The organism is Siphonobacter sp. SORGH_AS_0500 (assembly GCF_031453245.1).
Classification (GTDB): Bacteria; Bacteroidota; Bacteroidia; order Cytophagales; family Spirosomataceae; genus Siphonobacter.
The window spans coordinates 149,364-173,392 of the sequence record NZ_JAVIYT010000006.1 but is presented as its reverse complement, the minus strand read 5'-3'; the positions used below and the strand labels follow the sequence as shown (position 1 = coordinate 173,392).

Sequence of the window (24,029 nt, the reverse complement as noted above, 5' to 3'; positions counted from 1 at the left end):
GTTTAAAAGAACTGATTTTTACCATTGAAAACTGTAAACAGCCAATTGAAAACTGATATTTCATGATCTCGAATCGTCGCCATTTTTTTCGCCAGCTTACGGGCCTGGGCGGAGCTATGATGCTGAGCGGCACGTCCTTTGATAGCTGGGCTGAAACGGAAGCATCTTCGGTTAAATTAACCATTTTACATACCAATGATACCCACAGTCACATCGATCCTTTTCCGCCGGGCGACCGCAATGCGGGTAAGGGCGGTGTGGTAAACCGGGCCCGGTTGCTGAGCCAAATTCGTCAGCAGGAAGAGAACGTTCTCCTTTTTGATGCCGGAGATATTTTTCAGGGAACGCCTTACTTTAATCTTTTTCACGGCGAGCCGGAAGTGCAGAGCTTAAGCATGCTGGGTTACGATGCCATTACCATGGGCAATCACGATTTTGACGGCGGCATGGAGTTATTTGCTCGCCAGATTCGTGATCATGCGACTTTCCCGGTACTGGTAGCAAATTATGATTTTACGAATACGCCTCTAAAGGATATTGTCAAACCCTACAAGCTATTCAAAGTAAAAGGCTTACGGGTGGGTGTTTTCGGATTAGGCATTCAGCCCAAAGGTTTGATTCCCCCAAAACTATTCGGCGATACCGTCTATCTTGATCCGCTTCAGAAGGCCAACGAAGTAGCCGCTTTTTTACGTAATGAAGAGAAATGTAGCCTCGTTATTTGCCTTTCGCATCTGGGATTTAAAGGCAACGCTTCAGAGATTATTGATCCGGTACTAGCGGCACAATCTCGTAATATTGATTTAATCATTGGCGGTCATACGCACACGTTTTTACCAGAACCGAAGACTTACAAAAACCTAGATAGCAAACCCGTCATCGTCAATCAGGTAGGGTTTGGAGGAATAAACCTGGGCCGCCTGGACTTTACCTTTGACCGGGTTTCCAAACAGGTATTTAGTTCGGGTTCTAATCTGACGATAGGTTAGGTTTTCCAGATCAAATGATAAAAAGCAGTCGTGAGTTACACGACTGCTTTTTATCATTCATCCGGTCTGTGAAGATAAAGGTATTGCTGCTTAATTAAATACCCTAACGAACCTGATCTACCATAAACCTATCAAGTATCTTTCTAACGAATAATCTATTGGGTTTCTATACCTTATTCATCCAAGCTTAAATACGGTCTAAATTCTCAACTTATCATTCGCTGTGCAATGAAGAGAACTTCAGTCATTCATGGCAAATCCTATTACTAACAAAAATCAACCAATATCAAATGACTAATGTTTATTTTAGCCATAAACAATCATTTTAAATTCATTTAAATAGTATTTTTACTTAAAAAATAATCTAATGCTGACGTTTATCTACAATAAGTAAATGAATTTATAAGATTTCATAAAATCTTGATAACTGAAATTTTCCTTTAATTGAGGGATTGATACAATCAAAATACTCTATGTATTTAATTATTTATAGTTAAAAATAACCGCTAGTATGCTGTTTAAATTAGCCTATACGCTCAATTTAAAAAACCGCTATAGATTCATAAAAACTACCAATAATTTATACGTCTGTTCTTATCCAATACTCTTTATTAACAGATTATCAGACACTTACCTGCATGTATTTACTTCTGAACGTTAGTAAAGATAAAAGCACGTAAATAACTAAACGACTTTTTATTATACAAAACCTGCTAATTGTCAAAAGAAGTATTGAATTATTGATTCAGATTTGGCTTTATTCTTCTCAAGTTAATCTTATTCAATGCAACCTAGCATGTTTCATTATAAAACAGACGAATACAGCAAATCAACGTTTGATATTATTACAGCAGTAACATCTATATTTTTAATGAAATGTTTGTACCTTTAAGCCGTGCCCTAAGTATAGTACTTAATTCATCTACTCAACCAGAAACGACTTAAGCATTCATTCAAATTACATTATATGAAAAAAATCTATCTTCCTTTGTTAGGCTTTGTTTTGGCTGGTTTTCACCTCCAGGCTCAGGATATTAATCTTGACATATCTGCTGACGCTCTATCTTATCCTCAAGGCTCAGCAGGGTACATTGAGATGAATATTTGTAATCCCATTGCGGGCAGTACACTTGCGGCCAACCGAGTACAACCTCAGTTAACATTAGCCGCCAATTCAGCTACCATTACAGGGGTAAGTAATTCAGACGGTTCTCCTCTAACAACCTATTCCATTGTTGGCCAGCCAACGGCCAATCAAATTCGCTTACAAGCGTTAACGGCTATGCCTGCATTTACCTGCCAGGTATTCAGAGTTAATTTTCAAGTTCCTAACTCAGTAGGGCCAGGACGTTATGACGTTACGGGCAATCTATTCTGGAATGGAAGTGCCCCCGATGGTAATTCTACTGCAAATGACGTTTCTTCTACATCTATCCGCGTGGCAACGGCTACACCGGTTTCATTGGCTGGATTCACGGCTAAAGGCCAGAACCAAAACGTTGAATTAAGCTGGAGTACCGCCCAGGAAAGAAACAATGCGTTTTTTGAGATACAGCACTCTACTAATGGCAAGAGCTTTGAGACTGTAGGAAAAGTAGAAGGCAAAGGCACTACTTCCCAAAAACAAAACTACAACTTCACTCATTATCGACTTAACCCTTCAGTGATTCACTATTACCGACTGAAACAGGTGGATTTTGATGGTAAGTTTGAATTAAGCTCTATTCGTTCCGTACAATTGGAGGGATATCAGGGTATTAACCTGGTGGCGTCAACTTTAACTGACCGTAACGTTCGTGCCATTGTTAGCTACGGAGATGAGCAACTAGCTAAATCTGCCCAGGTAAGCCTTGTTGATTTATCAGGTCGTACCTTAAGTACGAAGCAGGTAGAATTAGAAAAGGGACAAAATCCGATCGAATTCCAGACATCCGCTTTAAGCTCAGGTTTATATCTGATTCGCTTGGAAAACCCAAGCAAAACCCAAGCGGTTAAAGTAGCCTTACCTTAATGCGTACCTAACATTGCTTATACATTATCAAAAGAGCGATTTTCCCGCGTGGAGAATCGCTCTTTTGATATTCTTTCACTTCATTTAAGATGACAGCAGGAGTGCCCTTACTACACCGACCTTCGAATCAGTAATTTGAATACTTCTTTCCGTGATTAGGATACAAGCCCCCTGCCAGGGTTGGGTAGCTTTGCAATCATAAAAAGCAACAACCATGAACACGGAACATCAAAAAGTATGGCTAATTACGGGAACCTCCAAAGGGATGGGTCTTCACCTAACCAAACTTTTGCTCTCTCTAGGCCATACCGTCATTGCTACCAGTCGTAACGTCTCTATGCTAGAGAGGGAAATCACTACTCACCGAGCAAACCTTTATCCGATGGCCCTGGATATTACTTCAGACCTGGAAGTAAAAAAATGCATTCAAAAGGCTGTGGAAACATTTGGACGTATAGACGTGGTGGTTAATAACGCAGGCTATAGTTTAGTAGGTAGCATGGAGGAAATGAGTGATGAGGAATTTAGGCAAACCATGGATGTCAACCTGTTTGGCACCGTAAACATCATCAGGCAGGTAATGCCCTACTTACGCAGACAGCAATCCGGTCACATCATTAATATTTCTTCTAATGCGGGCTATGTAGGTTTTGAAAAAGCGGCCAGTTATAACGCGGCAAAATTTGGAGTGATTGGCCTTTCAGAAGCTCTTGCTCAGGAAGTAAAGGATTTCGGGATCAAGGTGACGGTAGTAGCCCCCGGACAGTTCAGAACGGAGTTCATGAATTCTATTCATTACGTTAAAAATAGAATTGACGTCTATGGAGTAGATGAGGCAGAGCACCTCTGGTCCCAATTCAGTGGCAAGCAGGCAGGAGACCCCGAGAAATTAGTGAAGATTTTATTACAACTAACGCAATTAGAGCACCCCCCGCTTCACCTGTTGCTGGGCCCGGATACCTACGAGCTGGTCACGCAGAAGCGAAGACAGGAGGAGGCCGAATGGGAGCATTGGAAAGAGATTACCCTGTCCACAAACTTTGATTAACTTTAATAGGAAGGCACAGGTAGCCTTTTTTAGCATAGTTAGCGATGAAACCGTATGCCATTTCGTCTATTCGTGAATTGCATGAACTCTTGCAATTACCCAAGCCCAGGCATCCCCTGGTGAGTGTGATCGACTTTGCCACCATTCAATGCTTTGATGATGAAAAGTTGGAGGCCGTCAGATATGCTTTTTATGGCATCGCTCTAAAGAAAAATTTCAAAGGCAAGATGCGTTACGGCCAGCAGCATTTCGACTTCGATGAAGGCGTGATGAGCTTTTTTGCTCCTAATCAGGTAGTCATTACCGAGATTAGGGATGATTGGGAGCTAACGGGAACCTGGTTAGTGATACACCCCGACTTTATAAAGGGGTTTGCTTTAGCTACTAAAATTCGGGAATACGGCTACTTTTCCTATGCCCTAACCGAAGCTTTACATCTCTCATTGCAAGAAGAAGAAACAGTGTATCAGTTAATGAAAGGAATTGATCAGGAAAGTACCGCCGCAATTGATCGATTTTCCCAAGCCATCATCATTCAGCAACTAGAGTTATTGCTCAGCTATTGTTACCGTTTTTATCATCGCCAGTTTTTAACCCGTCGCCAGGCGGGTGGTGATCTGTTGGCTGTTTTTGAGCAATTACTTGACAATTACTTCAAGGAAAACAAAGCAGAGCATGAGGGGATACCCAGTGTTTCTTTTTTTGCCGATCAATTGAACCTTTCCCGTAATTACTTAAGTGATATGCTACGAAGTTCGACGGGCTTAAGTGCCCAGGAACATATCCAGTATAAACTGATTGAGAATGCTAAAGAACTACTGGCTTTTTCTGACCTAAGTGTTGGAGAAGTGGCCTATAGGTTGGGATTTGAGTACCCCCAGTCATTTCATAAATTATTCAAGACCAAGGTAGCTTCAACTCCCTTGGAATACCGAAGAAAACTAAATAGGAAATAATTTTTATTGAAAAATCAAGGAAAGACTATAGCACTGTTTCCGATGGGAAGTCTGGAATCTTGCATCAGTAAATTCAGGATTTAGTTTAAACTCCTCATCTGTCATCTCGAACGAAGGGAGAGATCTTCTGTAGAAATGGGGCGGGTTTAGCAAAGTTACCACATGAACCAATAAGCGTGAAAAGGTCATAAGATTCTTCGCTTCGCTCTGAATGACAGACGCTGATGATGACTATGAAATGGCCTTACCTACTAACCTTGTCCCCGGATTTCATCCGGGTCTATCCAGCCGGGGTCTATCCAGCCGGGGTCTATCCAGCCGGGGGCCATCCAGCCGGGGGCCATCCAGCCGGGGGCCATCCAGCCGGGGGCCATCCAGCCGGGGGCCATCCAGACCGGAGCTACCCCTATTAACCGCCGCTGGGGTTGTTGGTCCTCTTGTCACAACAACCCCAGCGGGGATTAATAGGAATGCTTTCTTATCAATCATTTGTAATCACTGCTACTAAAAACAGCGGTATTATTTTCTTGATTAGTATCCAATAGGTAGCCCAAGGGGTCCAATGTTACTGCTTTAGGCTCTTGATTTAACGTTATTTCAACTACCGTTTGAGGTTTAACCACACGGAGCTTTTGGAAATAGATAGGTTTAGTATTCGAATCCCATTCACCCTGTTGCCTTCCAAAGATGGCTATATCCACCCAATCATTGGCGGGAAGGGGCTTGGGTATGGATTGAGATTCGTCTGTTTTATGAACAGTAACCAGCAAACGTACCCTGAACCTGCCTCCAGTTAAGGGGGTCAATGAGTGGATCTGAATGCGATTATCGTAAATCACCACTTTTTCAAGCTGCTCCTCAATTAGCGTTCGCTGCGAAGGAGTCGCTTTCCATTTTAACTCACTGCTCAAGTCCTCAGGTAAGGGTTTAACATTCGGAGGCGTATGTTTAGCAATAAGCCTTCTCAGGGCACTATTTACCCACCTTTCACTTAACCTTTCCCGAAGCGAATACATGGCCAATCCACCTTTCTGGTAATGGACATAGGACTGCTCCCAGCTTCGATTCAAGGGTAGCTCTGGTTCACCCGACCCGTTTCTTAAACTAAAATACAGTTCATTATCAAAGTGCAGGTATTGGCTTAATTTCCATTTGCCCACGCTTTTTTCCACCACCACTGCCTCCGTATATTTTGCAAGCGATTCGGTTAAAAAGGCATCCCCTGCACCAGTTTGCGGACGAATGGTATAGCCCCACCATTGATGTGCTGTTTCGTGAGCAGTAGTTGCATAAGAAATATTCAGGCGAGAGGTGTCTCTGGCATCAACGAGGAAGTTGTACTTTTCTTGGCTAAAAACAACGCCTGGGTAAGCAGTAGCGGCACCGTCGCGGTAGACCGGAATCTCAGCCAACGTGATCTGTTTGAGCGGATACTTGCTGAATTGCTTACCTCCGTATTTCATGGCCTCTTGCATGGCTTGCATCATGGCCTGCAGGTTCTGGGTCTGTCCAGGGTGGTAATAAATCCGAAAGGTAATTCCGTTCTGCGTCTGCGTCCATACGTCATATTTCATGCTGCTGAGGGCAAACATGGGCTGTATCGGTTGCTCGGTTTTATAATGGAAATACCGCCGCTGTCCTTTTTGCCAGGATTTTTGCAGGGTTCCGACCGTTACCACCTGTTGGTCTGCATTTGTTGAAACGGTATGGTCCAACTGAATTAAATGATAGCACTTATCATTTTTAGAGTTTACCGTTCTAGGCAACAATCCATTGCGTTTTCTGTCCTGCGAATTCTTTAGTTCTAGCCTATCGTTATAACCTAAAAACGGCAGAAACTTTTCCAGTTCAATGTAGCTCCCGTTGCTTACTACTGCATTTTCACTATCAAACAAATGGTATCCAGAGCGGTTTACTTCCATCGAAAATCTGATCGCCCATTGCTGATTTGGCCTCAAAGGTTGCTTCAATTGATAAAAAAACTGACCAAAATCTTTGTCAGCCTTGGTTTGTATGGCTCCCGCAACCCAAAGTTTTAGGTTCGTTACCGAGGGATCAACGCCAAACCAGAGACTTGATAGGGAAGAATCGGATTCATTCCTTACTATATAAGTACCCGATACAATATACCGCTGCTGGTCTGGATACAGGTCTGTTTTAATGTTGATGGCTGTAATGACGGGTTGTTGCCCCCCGGCCTCTGGTTTGTATTTTTGTTCGTACTGCTTTTGCCAGAGAATATCTTTTGCACGACCCGCACCTAAAACAATCCCTGGGCTTTTTTGAACGATGTACAGCCCCGTGCTAATCATGAGTAACAAACCCAAACAAGCTACTACTCGTAACCCAGCACTCCATTGCCTTACTCCCTCTTTTATTCTTTTCCACCAGGTATCTTGCCTGCCGGTTGGCCACCAACTTATGGTAAACAGACCCAGCAAACCCGCAGCAAGCGTCCAAAATAGCATGTACAGATCATAGGCTTTAGTATAATGCCCGTAGCCATTAATGGCGGAGTACGTTAACTCGGGTGCCGAACCGAACCGAAGTAGATATGAATCGATCCCTAACGTCTTACCAAAGACACTGCCTCCTACGACCACCACGCTTAAGAGCATTCCCAGGTATTTGTTTGAAATAAAGGTCTGGATACACAGGATTAAAAAAGCAAAAAGTAACAGTTGATAGCCGCTGTAATAATACAGGGATAGATAAGCTACCCAAGTAATGGGTTCGCCCCCTGTAAACCATTGCCACCCTGCACCAATTAAAATATTCAAGCTGATGACTATGGCAATGACGGTGGACAAAGCAGCGATTTTTGACAGAAAAAATAGTGATTTAGGGGCAGGCGTGGACATAACGATGGCCTGCATTCTCGTGTCCTGCTCCCGGTATATGAGTTCTGACGCATAAAAAATTAATAGTAAAAGTGCTAGACGTACCGGTAGCAACTGTTCTAGTACTAAAGCCGTAGTGACATAGAAACGAATATTATACGGCCCGTGGAATAGATTTTCCTTTAATTCTACGCTATACACAAAGATCCACAAGGCGGCCAGAACCAGAAACTGCTGTTTCCGGAATAGAAAGCTCAGCTCAAGCCGTATTTGGGAGCATAAGGCTGCAAAAAAATAATAGAACCCCAAGGGTTGCGTAGCTACATTCCTGTAAGCTAGTTTCCTATACCTTTCGATGCGTAGGCTAGGTTGGTGGGTTGGTGTATCGTCATAGATTTGAAATTCATGACGATTATACAGAAAACCCACTAGAGCAACGGCTATCACTGTCCATAATAATCGATTCGCACAAAAGGTTATCGTTAATGGGTATAGCTCATGATTGCGACGCCATACGGACCAAACCTTAGTTTCACCAAAAAAGGGAACTATGCCAAAAGGGTCAGCTAACGTAGAAAATAGCCCTGTACCACCGGTTTTAAGGGCCGAGGTAGCCATTAACGGAGAATTCCCTACAATGGAGGCTGCAAAATAAAAGATGAAAAGCCCCCCTCCAGTCACATAAACAATGCTGGCCTTCTGCTTCCAAATCGCCGCTGCAAACAGGAAGCAACTACAATAGAAGGCATTAGGCAGGCCAAAAAATACTAATGATTGTACATAATAGATCATTTGAAAGCTGCCTTGGGGAGCTGACGACTGCCCTACAGGACCAATCATAATACCCACTACCGTGAGAAGGATGATCAGACAAACGGAAAGTAATAAACCCGTAAGCTTGATACCCAAATACATAGGCTTACTGATACCTGTTGAATAAATCAGTGCCTCCATTTGATAAGATTTATCCCTTAGCACCGCATTAGAACAAAGCAAGGCACTGACAAAAATCAAAAAAATGGATAACAGGCAAACGATGAAGTTAATCACATACGGTCCGTTTTTGTACACCTCTGGCCCACCAAATCGACCGTAAGTCATCAAAAACCCCAGACCGAAAAACAGGATTGCTGAAGCCTGAAAAACTCTTTGCTTGAAATAATAGCTTAGTTCGAAAAGAAGTAAAGACCTCATCATGCTGGCACTACCTTTCCCAGCCCCTGAAAGCTGAATAACGTAGAAAAATATACGTCTTCCAATCCGGGTTCAACAGGCTTAAAATCAATAGCTGGCTTCGTGTCGGAAAGAATGTGTATTTGCGTACGACCACTGACAAACCGCGTGGAAATTACCTGATGGTACGCTTGCAGGCTAGGTAGTTCCTCTTTGCTAACGTTTTTCTGCCAAACCCTACCCTTCAGCTTTTCGACTAAAGTAGAGGGTTTACCTTTTAGAATCAATTTACCGCCGACGAGTACGGCCATTTCGGGACACAAATCATGTACGTCTTCAACAATGTGCGTGGATAATATTACGACGATTCGTTCTCCAATCTCACTAAGCATGTCATGAAACCGGTTACGTTCCAGCGGATCAAGTCCAGCCGTAGGTTCATCAACAATCAGTAGTTGCGGGTTTCCCAGCAACGCCTGTGCAATACCAAACCTTTGTCGCATACCCCCTGAAAAGGTGCTTACCGCCTGATGTCGATTTTTGTATAAGTTAGTTTGTTGCAATAACGCGTCGATTTGTTGCTTCCGGTCATTTTTATGGGAAATTCCTTTGAGCACTGCCAGGTGATCCAGCAGTGAGACGGCGGAAATGGTGGGATACACCCCAAAATTCTGAGGCAAATAGCCAAGCTGGCTGCGGAGAAAAAGTGAGTTTTTGCCAATATCTGTTCCATCGAAGATTACTTTTCCACTGTCAGGTTCAAGTAAAGTGGCTACTATCTTCATGAGCGAAGATTTTCCGGCACCATTAGGTCCCAGCAAGCCGAACATCCCATTACCGATGGTTAGAGAAATGTTGTCCAAGGCGGTCACTCCATTCGGATACGTTTTGGTTACTCCTGCGATTTCAAGCCTTTCCATTGCATTAGCGTTTGATTTTCGATTCAAGATGGGCCTATGGAAATGATCCGGCAAAAACAGATGATCAGGGCGTCACTTTTCCATTTAAAGTTCCATAGAATGAGGATAAACGCATTTGTTGACGTACGTCATTAAAAAAAACACTTTCATCATTCTAATTTGGTACACTGGAAAATCAGCCTTTTTTTGAAGCTCTATGAGCATTCAAAAAATCAAAGGCTATCCTAGTAAACTAGACTTTTGCCTGTATCTCGGTCTGTTGCAATGGATTGCAATCATCAGAGCCCTTGATGAGGGCGGCAGCTGGGTGACCTATTCTAGGAGTGCCTTTATCCTCTTTATTTCGCATCTCCCTATCCTGCTAGTTACCTGGAGAATAGCTCCCTGGAAAAGAAAACAGCAGGCACATCGTCACAATCAAATTATATATTTTGGCCTATATCTACTCTTACTGGCGTTCGGTAGTCTACTCTTGTTAGAGACCCATACCGAGTTGTGGGAAATTGTGTTTACCGGAGCCGTTTGCAGCTTGTGTCTACACCTTCTGCTGCTCGTTAACGATTACATGACCAAGTGGGTACTTTCTACGGTATGGGGTCAGAAGTTAAGTCTGGAAAAATCGGTATTCATTTCTATTACCTTCATTGCGTTAATGCTTTCTGCCATGGCCGTATCTAGTCTGGGCCTTCCGCAGTATGATACTAAACAACAACTCTTAATCGGATTTGAATTCAATCTAGTAAAGGTGGCTTTGCGATTCCCTACCTTTCTCAGTTACGCCGGTCAACTGATGTTGATGTACCTATGCGGTTACTTCTTTTTCCTGGTCAACAGTCGACTTTTAGTGGGTAAGATTTTAAAAGAAAGAGGCGTGTTGATGTATATACTTAGTGCGTTAGCCCTAGTGGGTATTACTTATCCGATTATGGGTCAATTGTTGTATATGCTGCCTTTTAGTAAACGTTTAGGTGGTATATTTTCCGGAAATGCATTTGTATGGGAGAATGCCTTTGGGGCAATCACGATTTTATTGGTAAGTCTGCCCGTTTTACTGGCCGTGCAATGGTCAAAACAAAATGCAATGCTGGTGTTACTAGAAAAAGAAAAAACCCGGGCAGAACTCGACTTATTGAAGCAACAACTCAATCCCCATTTCTTTTTTAATACCCTGAATAATCTATATGCTTTAAGTCTACAGCAGTCACAGCATACTCCTGAGGTAGTGTTACAACTGTCAGACCTAATGCGATATGTCATCTATAAAGCCAGAGAACCCTACGTTGAGATTGGCGATGAAGTGCAATATTTAAACGATTACCTACAACTACAGTCTATTCGGCTAAAAGACAAATTTGATCTTCAGTTTAATGTTGTAATCGATAATCCAGCATTTAAAATTGCACCCCTGCTGCTGATTGTATTGATCGAGAATGCCTTTAAACACGGTATTGAACCAGCAAGCGGGAGGGGCTTATTGCATATGACCTTGCGAATAGATTCGGGCAAACTATATTTTACTTCTGAAAATTCGTTTTCCTCGGAAGTGAAATCTGGGACAGGCATCGGATTAATTAATCTGCAAAAGCGACTGAATTTATTGTATCCTGACGCTCACCATCTTGAGTTCCAAATTCAAAATACGATTTTTAAAGCTGAGCTAGAACTAGAAAATGCTGACTACAAACTGCCTAATCGTTGACGATGAACCCCTGGCCCATGAAGTACTTCTTAGGTATATAGCTGATATTCCCTTTCTCAAAAACGTTGGACAATGTTACCTAGCTACCGAAGCGTTAACTTTCCTCAATACGCAGGCCGTTGACCTGGTTTTTCTGGATATTCATATGCCCAAACTTAATGGGCTGGACTTTATTAGAACATTACAACAACCGCCACTGATCATTATAACTTCTGCCCACGAAGCCTATGCTCTGGAAAGCTTCAATCTGGAAGTATGTGATTATTTACTCAAACCATTTCGATTTGATCGTTTCCTTAAAGCGGTAAACCGAGCACAAACGCAGTTAGACTTCCGCCGGCAAATGGCCGTAACCGAGACCAAAAATGAGGGTATGCCCTCCCTAGAGTCTTCCTTTATCTACGTTAAATCTGATAAGAAGCGAGTGAAAGTGGTTTTGGATGAAGTCCTTTATTTTGAAAGTTTGGGGAATTATGTAAAGGTCTGGGGACCTCAGAAATTTTTACTTACCCCCCGCACCCTCATCAGTTTTGAAGAACAATTGCCAAAGGACTCATTCATTCGCATTCATAAGTCATTCATTATCAACAAAAAATTTATCCATTATCTGGAGGCTAACATGATCCATCTAAGCCATGGGAAAGCTCTACCCATAGGAAAAAATTTCCGGCATTTACTAACCGAGGGGCTTTGATGAGCTTACTACAAAACCTGCGGTATCGGCTAAATCTTGGTGTTTATCAATTCAGGCAGCTCACCTGATGAAAAGCCACTCTTTACTTTTGAAACTGTTTCAAAAATTCAGGATAAATATCATCAATTTTTGTACCCGGATTTTCAGAACGGACTTTCAACAATTTGTCGGTAAACTCCTGCATTTTAGGAAAACCTCTTTCCTTCATTAAACTAATAACACTTTCTTGAGCTGAAAGGAAATCTTTATTATCATAATTTTCTTTGCAATACAATACAAAAACACCGAAGGTCATATACTCATCAAAGACTTTTACAGGATTCGGATAAGCCGAAACACCTTCTATATCTTCATTTGTCCACTCTTTTCTGTCTTTAAAATACTGATTGATCGTTTCCTGGTTTGCAAGCGTTGGCTCCTTTACATAATTGTGGTCAATTTCGGTAAACATTACCCTGGTATTAAATAATTCATTTTCACGTTCCGAAAGTTTTTCCATCTTATCAAGCGGCGGCAAAACCATATAGATAAGTTTGAAATTGTTGTTTTTAAAATCTCCCGTATAATTCAAACTCTTGATTAGCGGCGAGCAAAAAATGGCATAACTGTTCTGGGTTGTCTTAAAATTTTTCTCCAACCACTTCCATTGTTTACCAAGATTTGCATTTTTTTCATAGCTTGAAATAATCTCTGCATAATAGGGTTTGTGGTTGTTATAAAATTCTCTGAACTTCGATTTCTTGGCGAAGTCTTCAATTGCTGTTTTGTAAGTAGTGATCGGATTTTCTTTGATTGTATTTTTTGAAATAGTGGTCGCCGGAAAATCGAATATTTTATTTTTAACCAGTTTGTTTCCTTTGAAATCATAGGAAATTCCGTTACCTGTAAGGAAAATATAATTATAAATAGAAGCAACTAGAAGGGAATCAACTATTTTGATGATCTGTTCATTTTCATAAGGCTTAAAATGAGTGATAACATCTTGATAATATTTTCCTTTCTGTTCTACCATATCGTCATTTTCTATACCTGATTTGGTAATTGCGATCATTATATGGACCAGTTCCTTTACTTCATTGATTTCGATTTTATATTTTCCCTGATTTTCTTTTTTAAACTTTTCTGTAAAATCGACTTTATATTGTGCTTGTGAAAGAATAGAAGTTAATGTAAACAGTATCAACAAGAAGCTTTTCTTCATTATTTTAAATAGGTTTATTGTTTTTACTTATGCAAAGGTCTTTAGTAAAAATGGTGAACTACAGGTTAGTAAACTAGCGAATTATGCAGCAAAAACGCATAGCTAATGAATGGAAAACCGAAGGATAAATGAGCAGTTTAGCTCAAGTAATGCAAGACCATTTGGCACTGCGAGTTTACAAAATTCGCTCACAAAAATCAATAGCTCTACCCTAAATGAAGACGGCTTAACATTTTTCGTTTTTGAAGAATGGAATATTATTTTAACGACATGGCGGTTTAAATAGCATTCAGATTGCTGATAAAACACTCACTGTGAGGGCTATACGAACAACCATTTTTTGTCTGTATGGACTATTAGAAAACAACTGGAAGAAATCGGTCTATTCTTAAATACGGTTCCCTTTTTGCGGCTGACTGATACGATTTGCAAAAAAGTATTACTAGCTGATACGGCATTCTACTTTGGGGGCAATCCGTTTGAAGGCCTTGAATGTCACCTATCCCTTCCTGCCCCGAAGCACTTTATACTCATCTTTTTTTATCGGTTATCACATCATTGCTCATCACCTTATTTTGGGCAGATCATCCAAAGTAACTTTTTTAAAATGTTTCTTTGTAAAATGCCGTAAGATAGTTATTAGGTTTCTATCCATATAATTTGAGGTTAATGCCTATTCGCTCAACCCTAAAGCATTGATCTTATCAATTACCTCATGGGTATGGTTGCCGAACAAGCAGCTATATAAGCCACTCACCTGCTATGCGAGGCGAAGATGCAGCGGCGAAATCAACTCATTCTATTAACTTTTATTCCAGTGATTGGAACATTGGGACTCCCTTTCTGACCTTCCGAAAGATTTACAAGGGCAAGTGATTAAGTCCATTGATAAAATGTCCGATTTATCCAATTTATAAAAACAGCAAAAGGCCAATTTGCTGCTCCTTTATAAATAGATAGCACATGAAACTCAATCACATTAATCTCGTCGTCACGGATATTCCCAAAGCAATCAGCTTGTTTGTAGATCACCTAGGATTCAAATGCATTGATAATCGAAAAGACCTGATTGCGGTCTTAACCAATACCGATGCATTTGCTTTAGTCTTATGGTCCTCAAAATTAAATAAAGAGCAAGCAGTCCAATACCCAGAGAATTTTCATGTCGGTTTTTATCAACCTGACCGCGAATCAGTCATGGCTGTCTATGAGAAGCTTCAGGGCCAGGAAGTGACTTTTGAAAGTGAGCCGAGGAAACTAAGAAATACGTTTGGTTTTTATTTTCATTTTGACCGTTTGATGATCGAAATCAGTGTTATTCCTACCTCGTTTGATTAACCAGCCTATTTGCAGGAGTTGCAAGCAAATCACCCTAGTGAAATAGCTTAGCCTAACCGTTCCAGGTTCGAACCTGGAACGGTTAGGCTCTTACCTAGTCACTGTCTCACGTACCACCTACTCTCAAGCAAGTAAAATAGTCCCATAGGAGAGTTTTGCCTAATCACCCTTTTAATTAAAGACTTCGTACGACGAACGCTTCTACTTTTTTAAGTGCAATGATTCGTCACCGGAACTGTCCAATTGGACGAATCGGGCCTTTCGCTGCTGATAAAGTTGTTTAGGCGTTTTTCCCGTATGCTTCTTCGTTTGCCTGATGAAATGAGATTGGTCGTAGTAGTAGCTTTGTGGGTAAAAAAGGCCTTGCCCAATCTCAGGTAAGGAAGAGAAAAAGGCTAGTTGTTCCAGATATTCCTTGAGCGGAAGGCCAAACCAGGCTTTGAAATATCGATTCATCTGTCGAGCGGCCCAGCCCGTTTCCAAGGCTAGCTCATGAACCGAGACAGCTCCCTTGAATTGATACACTAACTCCAAAAGCTTTCGTTTTCTTGGGTCAATGCTTTGGGAATGGAGTTGTTGATAAAGCAAGGCACTTACGGACTCAACAAAACTAGCCAGTGGTGTATGAGCATGTAGCTCCAGTTGTCCCAAATCCATGGGCAATTTATGGCTGGAATTTGTAGATAGTCTGGTGCGAAGCAGGTATTCCGCCGCTAGTAGTTTAAACCGAACCCCGAATAAGACCGTTTGGTCAGGAATGGTTATCTCTAACAGATGAGTTGATAAGCCAGACAACTTTATTTGCTGGGGTTGTTCAGGAAAAATAGAAAAAATCAACTCGATTCCTGCATCAGGAATGATGGTATAATGGCTGTCCGTACCACTAGTATTCTGCGTCTTCCAAAAGGTAAAAACAAAAGGTTGAAGCGGCTCGCTTGGTTGGTGATCTGAATAATGAACAGTCATGAGCTCCAGTGGTCATACATTTCATAGTACAACGATAACATTCTTATAAGCTTTTACAAACGAGAACCTTTGAAGAATATTTAGATGTACAGTCTTATGGAATTACAATAACGAATCATAGGAAAATAAATTATAATTCATAGAAAATAGATATAATTAATGCATAATTATATCTCAACCTTCTTATAATGAAAATATCCCATAATGCCACCTATGACAGTATATCCAACAATAATTGATAAGTAACTCTGTTGCATATGACGAGTTGCCAAATAGGTAAATGGTGCCGTTAATACTAGACTCAAAGCAGCCCCAACAAAAACACGTTGATAAATCGAGCGTAAATTGAGTTTTATAACTATTAAATTATAGATCGCTAAAATTGACAAAGGAATCCAGAAAAATGCCACTGCATAAGCTAATGTCATCATAGCTAAAACTACACTTTCACCAATATTCAAAGGAGTGCTATTAACTATTGCGAATACAGGTCCAAGTACAATTGAGCCTGTCAAGCAAGTTAGTAGATAGACCAGTAAATTTCTTTTTATAAGATACATCATTATTTAAAATCATTGATTATTACATCCTATACGCCCAGGATCATCGGTATTAAATGCGTTTACTGCATCTTGCCAATTAGGGCGTTTTTTTTCTGGAGTATTTCTTGTAGCATTCCCTCCATGTGCATTTACGTAATCAGCTAAGCTTTTCTGAAAATATTCCCATAAATGATCTGCTTGCGTAAAAGGGATAGGGAAACCATACGCACTTAGCGAGTTAAATGCATTTCCTACCGTTTGAATAGATTCTTCGATATGGCCTGTCAAACGATCAACTCCACTTGTATAAAATGTATAACTTCCATCGGGATTAGTATAAAAGCCAAATTGTCTATTCCCACTTACCGGATGTTCTGAATCATAAGGAGTAGTCATAGCAGTAAAAGTCCAATGGCTAGATGAATAATCGCTTACAACTACAGATCCAGTTTCATAAGGATTATTATACAAGGTAGCAAGTTGAATGCTAATTATTGCTCCCGTAGGATTTGACGAATTCCAAATAGCAGCTTCTGTTTGATCGTATGGGTTAAAGTTATTCGAAGTAAAACTATTAATATTCGTTCGAATATGATTCAATAATTGCTCTGGTGTTGAGACCCCATTAGGTAAAGCTCCAATTCTTACGGAGAAAAAATCAAGATTTACTACCGCTCCAGCAGCATTTTCAATATCTTGAGTCGCATAATGGCTATATGGAATCAAATTATATCCCCAAGGAGTAGTATTTTTCTTAGCCCAAATCCTATCTGTTATGGGTCTAGCAACCTTAAAGTTTAAGAGAGATTGCCAACGTGCTAGAGATGCACATTGACTTAACAAGAAAGCTTTATTTCTTTCATAAACAGCTTTAATATTGAGCCAATTGTTATTTCCTCCCGGAAGCGGCGGAAGTCCACCACCAGGAACAGATCCTTGCCCCCCTGGAGAAGTGCCTCCATCATTCTCATAGTCAGCTACCCATACAGGTTCTGAAAAATTAAAATACCAAGTGATTGTTCCGAAATTATCACTTCCTGTAAAACGTGTAAGACAATAACTATCTCTAGGTCTTAAGACACTGGTACCGACTGCATTAGGAGCGGATGCCCAATCTACTGAACGATCATATTGGCCCCAGTAATAGCATTTAAGGTATTCTTTGTAAGTCCAACCTGACGTTCGTCCTCCATTATTTGCTAATAAGTCTCTACCTGAAGCTGTTCTAAAAAAACTAGTTTCTATACCATTGACCATGATATAACCATCCAATAATTTACTACTTTCAAAATCGTAGTATCTGATTTCCCCAGAAAACAGTTTTCCTTTTGTATATATATCATTATTTGCAGGAACCGATTCCATTACCCTATAAACAGCCTTATCATCGTTATTTATATATATAATTAGATAGCGAGGTGGAGCTATAACTGGATGTGATTTTTTACTTAATCCTGTTGTATCATCAGTTAATGGAATCGCTCCTAGTAGAAGTTGCTGATATTCCAATGGAACTTGTACATAGGTTCGACCATCTGCATATTTATTTTCCTGGGCAAATTTCCAAATAGGAACCCCAAATTTATCTTTAGTTTGAGAAACCCTAGCCCCAACAAACTTGCTTTCATACAACTCTTTTGCTTTAGCTATCGTAAAATCTTGGATAGCAGTACTAGTAATCTCTTTGAAAGGTAAACTTGATTTACATGAGAGGAAAGAGGTTGAAAGGAAAATTAAGAAAATAATAAGTAAGTAAAATGATCTTAGAAATGGATACTTCATAATATGGTTTAGAGTAGGCTTACTGAGTTATAAGCAATACAATTATACATCTATATCTAAGTATATACCTATAATATATAGACGAAGATGGCCAATTATAAGACTTACGTATATAAGTATACGATATTAACTTTTAATATAAATTTAAAATATGATTAATAAAACTAGTTAATACATATCCTATCATGAAATTTTCTCTAATAACACCCTTTGTGTGGCTTAAAAATCTAAAGCATGTTTGGTTCAGTTAGGGGGTTTATTATTAATGATAATTAATCTATGCTGACGATATTACTATATAATTGAATGGTCCATACTAAAAACTTTGTATATTAATCTAAAGGTCAAAAATAACTAAGCTATATATAATTATATATAGCTTAGTTATTTTTGACCTTTGAAGAATGTAAGTTACCTTCGCCCCATTCTCAGGATAACACTTTGAGACGTAGCTTATAGGAACGTTCGTTTATAAAAATAGACCTCTTGGATTTTCTGCAATTGATTAACTCGCTCAACCTTACTTCTAATTTTTCACCCGGTTTTGTTCACTTTCCGCACCGTTCGTCTCATGTTTTCGCTGACCGGAGATTGCCTTTCCAAACCGATAACTGAAGCTCAATAATGCGGTGCGTGTGTCTGCTACATTGCGGTAGTAGGCTCGGGTCAACGCCAAATTATTGATAATGCCGCTGTTTACGTACGAATGCAGGGCATCATTGATAACTAATTTAATCGTCGCACTGGGTGACAGCTTTTTGACTACCGACAGATTGACCCGCTTTTGAACGCCCGCTATAAACTGTACGTTCGTGATACGGCTCTGGTAGTACCCATCGGCCTGCAGGCTCCAGTCTTTACCCATCTTGAAAGTAAGGATGGGTTTCAGATAATAAAAAGTTCCTTTCGTGTTTAACGGTCCGGTATAGAAGTCACTAACGGTATGGATGTTCGTCACCTCGCCATACAGATGCAGATTCAACCAGGAGAATGGATCAAAATTACCATCCACAGAAATAGATTTAACGGTTGAGCGACCTACATTGCCGGGCCGACTGAAGTACGTTCCGTTATTGATTTCTATCGTTTCATTGATCTGGTTACGGTTGAGGGTATAGGACAAAGTAGTGGTAATCCGATTTTTAAAGGTATGGGACAATTCAACCGTATTCGTAAAAGCTGGTCTCAAAAAGGGATTGCCCGTATAATAGGTGAACTTGTCTAACGGGGAGAGAAAAGGGTTCAGATCCTGATAATAAGGCCGCTCAATTCTTCTTCCATAATTTAATCCTACTTGATGGATGTCGGAACTATCCAACTTATACTGGACGTACAGGGTAGGAAAAAGGCTGGTATAATTACGCTTAAATGTTGAATCTGGCCGTTGCACATTCCCTAACTGATGACCGTTGGAAAATGTATTCTCTAAACGCAGGCCCGTCTGGAAAGAGAATCTTTTGAACTCTTTACTAGCGTTGACATATCCTGCATTAATGTTCTCATGATACCGAAAGTGATTGATTTTATCGTAATCAGGAGCAGTAACCTGATTGGACGTATAAAAATAATCAGCAACGTTGTCAGTATAGGTGTAACTGCTTTTTAAACCCGCTGACAGTTCCAGCCCATTGCTTAAGGGATGCGTATAATCCGTCTTGGCAGAATAAATATGGATAGCTGAAGGTAAGCTGCCATTCAGCAAATAGGTATTGATCAGGGCTCCATCAGGGTTGTAAGTATAGTTATCGAACGACTGGTCGGTCGTGCTGGTATACCTTATATAATCCAGATCCACGGTCCACTGTCTCCCTTCTTGCCCGTACGTATGCCTGTAATTGAAATTAATTCCTGCATTTTTAAAAAGAGCTTTCTGATTATTATTGGCCAGCACGGTAGAATCAAGGCGTCCCTGCGGATTTGTGAATCGACTGACTACCGGAACCTGCTGACCCGAGGGTCTGTACAATCCGGTGAAATTCACACCCAGCGTAGTTCGGTCGGATACATAGTAATCAGCACCTAGTTGAGTACCGTAGCTTTGACCCGTGCGACGGGTGTAAGAATTCTGAAAGAAATCAGATACAGGCTCTCCACTGGTGTTCATGAAATGCCGGTAAAAATCCATATCGCTATAACTATTGGCGACACTGAAGGTGGCATTGGCAAAAACGTTGAGCTTGTTTCTACGGTAATTAATGTTCGCACTGTTATTGGTTCGGGTGTACCTGCCTTGAATATAACTCAGATTCAGGCCGCCGTTGATCCCGATGACTTTATTCTTTTTGGTACGGATATTGATAATGCCGCCATTACCCGCAGCGTCGTATCTGGCTGGCGGGTTAGTCATCAGCTCTATTTGGTCAATTGCGGAGGATGGGAGCGAGCGAAGATAATTTTCCAGTTCTACGCCGGCAAGATACGTCGGCTTGTCATCGATAAATATGGTGGCATACTTCCCTTTCAGGCTGACGCTGCCGTTTTGATCCAATACAACACCCGGTGCTTTTTCCAGAGCTTCTAAAACTGTTCCTCCGGCGTTGCTTGCCATAGCATCAACGTTAACAATAACCCGGTCGATCCTTTGCTCAATTAGTGGCTTCCGGGTAGTGACCTTTACCTCATTCAAGGTTACTTCAGCGGGTTGCAAAAGTAAAAAAGTCTGCTGGCCCTTGTCATCCGGTGTCAGGGTCACCTGGTACATTTGATAGCCGATCATCGTCGCCTGAATTTGATAGAGCCCCTTTTTCAGGTGATCAAAATGAAATTTCCCGGCGGTATCAGTACTCATAACGTGATTAAATACAGAATCTGTTGCCAAACGCAGGCGTACCGTAGCCCCTGCCAGTGGCTTTTGCTCGGGGTTGAGTACTTGCCCCTTCAATGAAAGTTGATCTTGTGCACGGGCGGTAACGAATAAGGACACCACGAGCCAGGCCATCAACGAGACAGTGATTTTGGGTTTCATGTTAGGCGTTTAGCGTGTTAAATTGTATCGATTTGCTTTTTTATTGCCCCGCCTGACTGATCGCCTGCTGTATCTCTTTTCCGAGTTTCACAAAAGATTGAGTTAAAGACCCTGTGGCCTTTCCCTTATCTAGTTCCATGGAAATTCGGTTGTCTTGCAAGGTAATGATATAGACCTCTTCCAGCTTCCAGGTACTTCTACCCGTGGCTGAAAGCGGGCTAGGGTTGCCTAACCGATCCATAATCAACTTCCTGATGGGTTCTTCAGCACCGTTGTCAAAATCTGCCCGCAGCGTATACTTGTGATCGCTGTTGCTGACACTAACTGACGTACTTACGGTAGAAGTTTGGCTGGATCTGGTATGTTGGGCAAAACTGATAGCGGAAAAGAAAATGAGCACCGCCGATAAGATTGTTTTCTTCATCTTTTTGGAATTTTGTTCGATACAAAGGTGAGGCGGTTTGAAAAGAACAATGGTTAACGAACGGTTAATAGAGAGTTAATGGTAACGAAGCGTAACACTCGGCTTAACGGCAGGTCGTATATTTGATCAGGCATGGAAAGAAACTACAAAACCGGGGCACTGCTTGCTGCCTGTATATTAACCGTAACCACGTTGTGCTTTATTCAATATCATTTGGTTGGTAATACGTACCGACTCACCAAAGACCGTTACTATGCAGAAGTAAAGCAGGCCATGTCCGGTATTACGAACCAGCGGGACATGCAGGACTTGCAAGACAGCATTCGTCAACAACTTTCACAGTTAGCCGCCTCGTATACAAATGGGCAAATGAGCAAGCAAGCCATTGTTAATGCCATCAGTCAGGTTGAGCAAGGCATCAACAAACAGGCGGGAGACTATTTGGCGGTACAATTAAAAAGGAAGCCCGCATTGGGCAAGGTTAATTATCAACTGCAATATGATGAGATCATCCTTGAAAACAACGGTAAAGCGGATACGCTGTTACGGGTGTCCGATCAGCCCATAACCATCATCGGGAAAGTGATTCCTGCTGCCGATGCCGTTTTGCTTAATCGGGAAATTACGGTGACACGAACCAATGATAAATCGGATCGAAACGGAAAATCCATACACCGCCTGAACTTCCGTCTGCTCATTAAACAATCCAGCTATATTGATATTTCAGGGTGGGAAACAGAGGTGATCAGGCGTATGGCCGGTATATTCTTGATGGCATCAGGCTTGATTCTCGCCGTGATTATCCTGTTTTATATGGTATTTCGGGCCTTGATCAGGCAGAAGAAGATAGCAGAAATGAAAACAGATTTTGCGAATAACATTACCCATGAATTACAAACACCGCTGAGCTCGGTGAACCTGATTATGAAAAGTGTGCTGCGGGCAGACGTACAGGCTAATCCTTCCATCATGAACGAGCTATTAGGAACGCTGGACCGGCAATACCAAAAAATTCAGCAGTTAGTAGACCACGTATTGGAAAGTACCATCCAGACAGAGGAGGAAATTAAACTGTCAGACGTTGACATTGCGGGTTACCTGAGGGAATATGGCCAGGACTTGCAGGTAGCGAACCACCGACTGGAAGTAGCCATTGCTCCCCTCTATCAAAACGTAAAAACCAATACGGCTGTTATCCTCAGTATCTTGAACGTTTTGATCGACAATGCAGCTAAGTACAGTGCCGCCAGTAAGCCCATCAGCCTAAAGGGTTTTGCTACGAACCAACATTACTGCATCCAGGTAACGGACCAGGGTGAGGGTATTGCACCCGCTTTTTGTGAGCATATATTTGATAAATTTTACCGGGTTCCAGAAGCAAATCGTCTTACCGTCAGAGGATTAGGCCTTGGCTTATACCTGGCTAGGCAATCAGCTGCAAGCATTGGGGCCGTCTTAACTTTGAAAAACACGGGGCCTGGCGGTTCCACATTCGAATTAACAGTAGCGTTATGAGCATCCGGGTACTAATCGTAGAAGACGACGTTGATCTGGGTAATCTGTTGAGGCAGTATCTGGAGTTGAATGGGTTTACGGCATTGCGGGTATTCAATGGCATAGAAGCCAGGCAAGAACTCCTGAGTACCGCTTACGATATTCTAATCGTAGATGTAATGATGCCGGAAGAGGACGGATTTACCCTCGCAGAGAAATTAAGATCGCTTCATCCTCACCTCCCCTTTCTTTTTGTGACCGCCCGGAAAGCCAAAGAAGATGTCTTGAAAGGCTTACGCCTGGGAGCGGATGACTACATCGTTAAACCTTTTGATGCGGATGAACTGATCCAGCGAATTCGGAATATTTTAAAGCGAACCAAGGGTAAGGAAGAGCCCGTAAATCAGGTTTTGCAGATTGGACAATACCATTTTGACATAAGTAATCTTTCGCTTGTCTCTTCGCAGAGTCACCGCATACTTACGGAGAAAGAGGCTCAGTTACTTCACTATCTGGCTACCCATCCCAATCGACTGGTCAAACGAAACGATATTCTTGATCAGCTCTGGCAAAATGCCGATTTTTTTAATGGCAGAAGTATGGATGTATTCATTAGCAGACTGAGAAAATACCTATCGGAAGACCCGTCCATTCACATCGAAAGCATCAGGGGTGTAGGTTTCAAACTGATTATGGAATAGCCTGTAAGAACCGTTTTCTGTTCGAGAGCACCATTGGAGCTTCCCCGGATTTCATCCGGGGCTATCCAGCCTGGGGCCATGTTGAACCCCTCCGGGGTTATTGGCCGTAAACCTATTGTAACAACAACCCCAGCGGGGTTTAATATGAATAGCCCCGGATTTCATCCGGGGACACTGCGGGGACAATGCAAGGGTACGGTTGGTATGTAAGGTCATTTCATACCTTAAGGATATTGATCATCAGCATCTGTCATTCAGAGCGAAGCGAAGAATCTTCTGGCCTTTT

General features: G+C 41.5%; 18 protein-coding genes. 9 read left to right on the top strand and 9 right to left on the bottom strand.

Features of this window, described 5'->3' with window-relative positions:
- Positions 1 to 62 precede the first annotated feature (62 nt).
- From QE357_RS22295 to QE357_RS22280, 4 genes are all read left to right on the top strand, one after another.
- Positions 63 to 989: a metallophosphatase gene (locus QE357_RS22295; protein WP_309712668.1), complete on the top strand. Its 927-nt coding sequence runs from the start codon at positions 63 to 65 to the stop codon at positions 987 to 989.
- 967 nt (positions 990 to 1,956) lie between these two features.
- On the top strand, positions 1,957 to 3,000 hold the full coding sequence (locus QE357_RS22290) for a T9SS type A sorting domain-containing protein (RefSeq protein ID WP_309712665.1): 1,044 nt from the start codon (positions 1,957 to 1,959) through the stop codon (positions 2,998 to 3,000).
- Positions 3,001 to 3,214: 214 nt separating this feature from the next.
- Positions 3,215 to 4,048 (top strand): SDR family NAD(P)-dependent oxidoreductase, encoded by an 834-nt coding sequence (locus tag QE357_RS22285; RefSeq protein WP_309712662.1) that lies wholly within the window; start codon positions 3,215 to 3,217, stop codon positions 4,046 to 4,048.
- 44 nt (positions 4,049 to 4,092) lie between these two features.
- On the top strand, positions 4,093 to 5,004 hold the full coding sequence (locus QE357_RS22280; protein WP_309712660.1) for a helix-turn-helix domain-containing protein: 912 nt from the start codon (positions 4,093 to 4,095) through the stop codon (positions 5,002 to 5,004).
- A 270-nt stretch (positions 5,005 to 5,274) separates the two neighbouring features.
- Here QE357_RS22280 and QE357_RS22275 read toward each other — a convergent pair whose 3' ends face one another.
- From QE357_RS22275 to QE357_RS22265, 3 genes are read right to left on the bottom strand one after another with little or no spacing between them, the layout of a single operon-like run.
- Entirely contained in the window at positions 5,275 to 5,493 is a 219-nt protein-coding gene (locus QE357_RS22275; RefSeq protein ID WP_309712657.1) for a hypothetical protein, read from the bottom strand.
- Positions 5,490 to 9,041 (bottom strand): M1 family aminopeptidase, encoded by a 3,552-nt coding sequence (locus QE357_RS22270; protein ID WP_309712655.1) that lies wholly within the window; start codon positions 9,039 to 9,041, stop codon positions 5,490 to 5,492. Before QE357_RS22270 ends, QE357_RS22275 begins: the two co-directional genes overlap by 4 nt.
- Positions 9,038 to 9,937, bottom strand: a complete 900-nt coding sequence (locus QE357_RS22265) for an ABC transporter ATP-binding protein (protein WP_309712651.1) — start codon at positions 9,935 to 9,937, stop codon at positions 9,038 to 9,040. Before QE357_RS22265 ends, QE357_RS22270 begins: the two co-directional genes overlap by 4 nt.
- A gap of 196 nt (positions 9,938 to 10,133) precedes the next feature.
- Here QE357_RS22265 and QE357_RS22260 point away from each other — a divergent pair, with 196 nt between their 5' ends.
- Entirely contained in the window at positions 10,134 to 11,636 is a 1,503-nt protein-coding gene (locus tag QE357_RS22260; protein WP_309712648.1) for a histidine kinase, read from the top strand.
- A complete protein-coding gene (locus QE357_RS22255) occupies positions 11,608 to 12,330 on the top strand; it encodes a LytTR family DNA-binding domain-containing protein (RefSeq protein WP_309712644.1) in 723 nt (240 codons plus the stop codon). The genes QE357_RS22260 and QE357_RS22255 overlap by 29 nt, the downstream gene beginning before the upstream one ends.
- 82 nt (positions 12,331 to 12,412) lie before the next feature.
- Here QE357_RS22255 and QE357_RS22250 read toward each other — a convergent pair whose 3' ends face one another.
- Positions 12,413 to 13,531, bottom strand: coding sequence for a DUF4932 domain-containing protein (locus tag QE357_RS22250; protein ID WP_309712641.1), 1,119 nt, complete (start codon positions 13,529 to 13,531; stop codon positions 12,413 to 12,415).
- Between the two features lie 963 nt (positions 13,532 to 14,494).
- Here QE357_RS22250 and QE357_RS22245 point away from each other — a divergent pair.
- Positions 14,495 to 14,869 carry a VOC family protein gene (locus QE357_RS22245; RefSeq protein WP_307143951.1) on the top strand — a complete coding sequence of 125 codons (375 nt, stop codon included), beginning with the start codon at positions 14,495 to 14,497 and terminating at the stop codon, positions 14,867 to 14,869.
- A gap of 201 nt (positions 14,870 to 15,070) precedes the next feature.
- Here the strand turns inward: QE357_RS22245 and QE357_RS22240 are convergent, their stop codons facing one another.
- From QE357_RS22240 to QE357_RS22220, 5 genes are all read right to left on the bottom strand, one after another.
- Positions 15,071 to 15,835 carry a helix-turn-helix domain-containing protein gene (locus QE357_RS22240; protein ID WP_309712636.1) on the bottom strand — a complete coding sequence of 255 codons (765 nt, stop codon included), beginning with the start codon at positions 15,833 to 15,835 and terminating at the stop codon, positions 15,071 to 15,073.
- A gap of 167 nt (positions 15,836 to 16,002) precedes the next feature.
- Positions 16,003 to 16,398, bottom strand: a complete 396-nt coding sequence (locus tag QE357_RS22235) for a hypothetical protein (protein ID WP_309712634.1) — start codon at positions 16,396 to 16,398, stop codon at positions 16,003 to 16,005.
- A gap of 9 nt (positions 16,399 to 16,407) precedes the next feature.
- Complete coding sequence (locus QE357_RS22230; protein WP_309712627.1) at positions 16,408 to 18,159, bottom strand: hypothetical protein; 1,752 nt, start codon at positions 18,157 to 18,159, stop codon at positions 16,408 to 16,410.
- A gap of 526 nt (positions 18,160 to 18,685) precedes the next feature.
- A complete protein-coding gene (locus QE357_RS22225; protein WP_309712623.1) occupies positions 18,686 to 21,124 on the bottom strand; it encodes an outer membrane beta-barrel protein in 2,439 nt (812 codons plus the stop codon).
- 40 nt (positions 21,125 to 21,164) lie between these two features.
- On the bottom strand, positions 21,165 to 21,548 hold the full coding sequence (locus QE357_RS22220; protein WP_309712617.1) for a hypothetical protein: 384 nt from the start codon (positions 21,546 to 21,548) through the stop codon (positions 21,165 to 21,167).
- A gap of 132 nt (positions 21,549 to 21,680) precedes the next feature.
- Between QE357_RS22220 and QE357_RS22215 the strand changes: the two genes are divergently transcribed.
- Both QE357_RS22215 and QE357_RS22210 read left to right on the top strand, forming a co-directional pair.
- Positions 21,681 to 23,063: a HAMP domain-containing sensor histidine kinase gene (locus QE357_RS22215; protein WP_309712614.1), complete on the top strand. Its 1,383-nt coding sequence runs from the start codon at positions 21,681 to 21,683 to the stop codon at positions 23,061 to 23,063.
- Positions 23,060 to 23,743, top strand: a complete 684-nt coding sequence (locus tag QE357_RS22210; protein WP_309712611.1) for a response regulator transcription factor — start codon at positions 23,060 to 23,062, stop codon at positions 23,741 to 23,743. Before QE357_RS22215 ends, QE357_RS22210 begins: the two co-directional genes overlap by 4 nt.
- Positions 23,744 to 24,029: the final 286 nt, after the last annotated feature.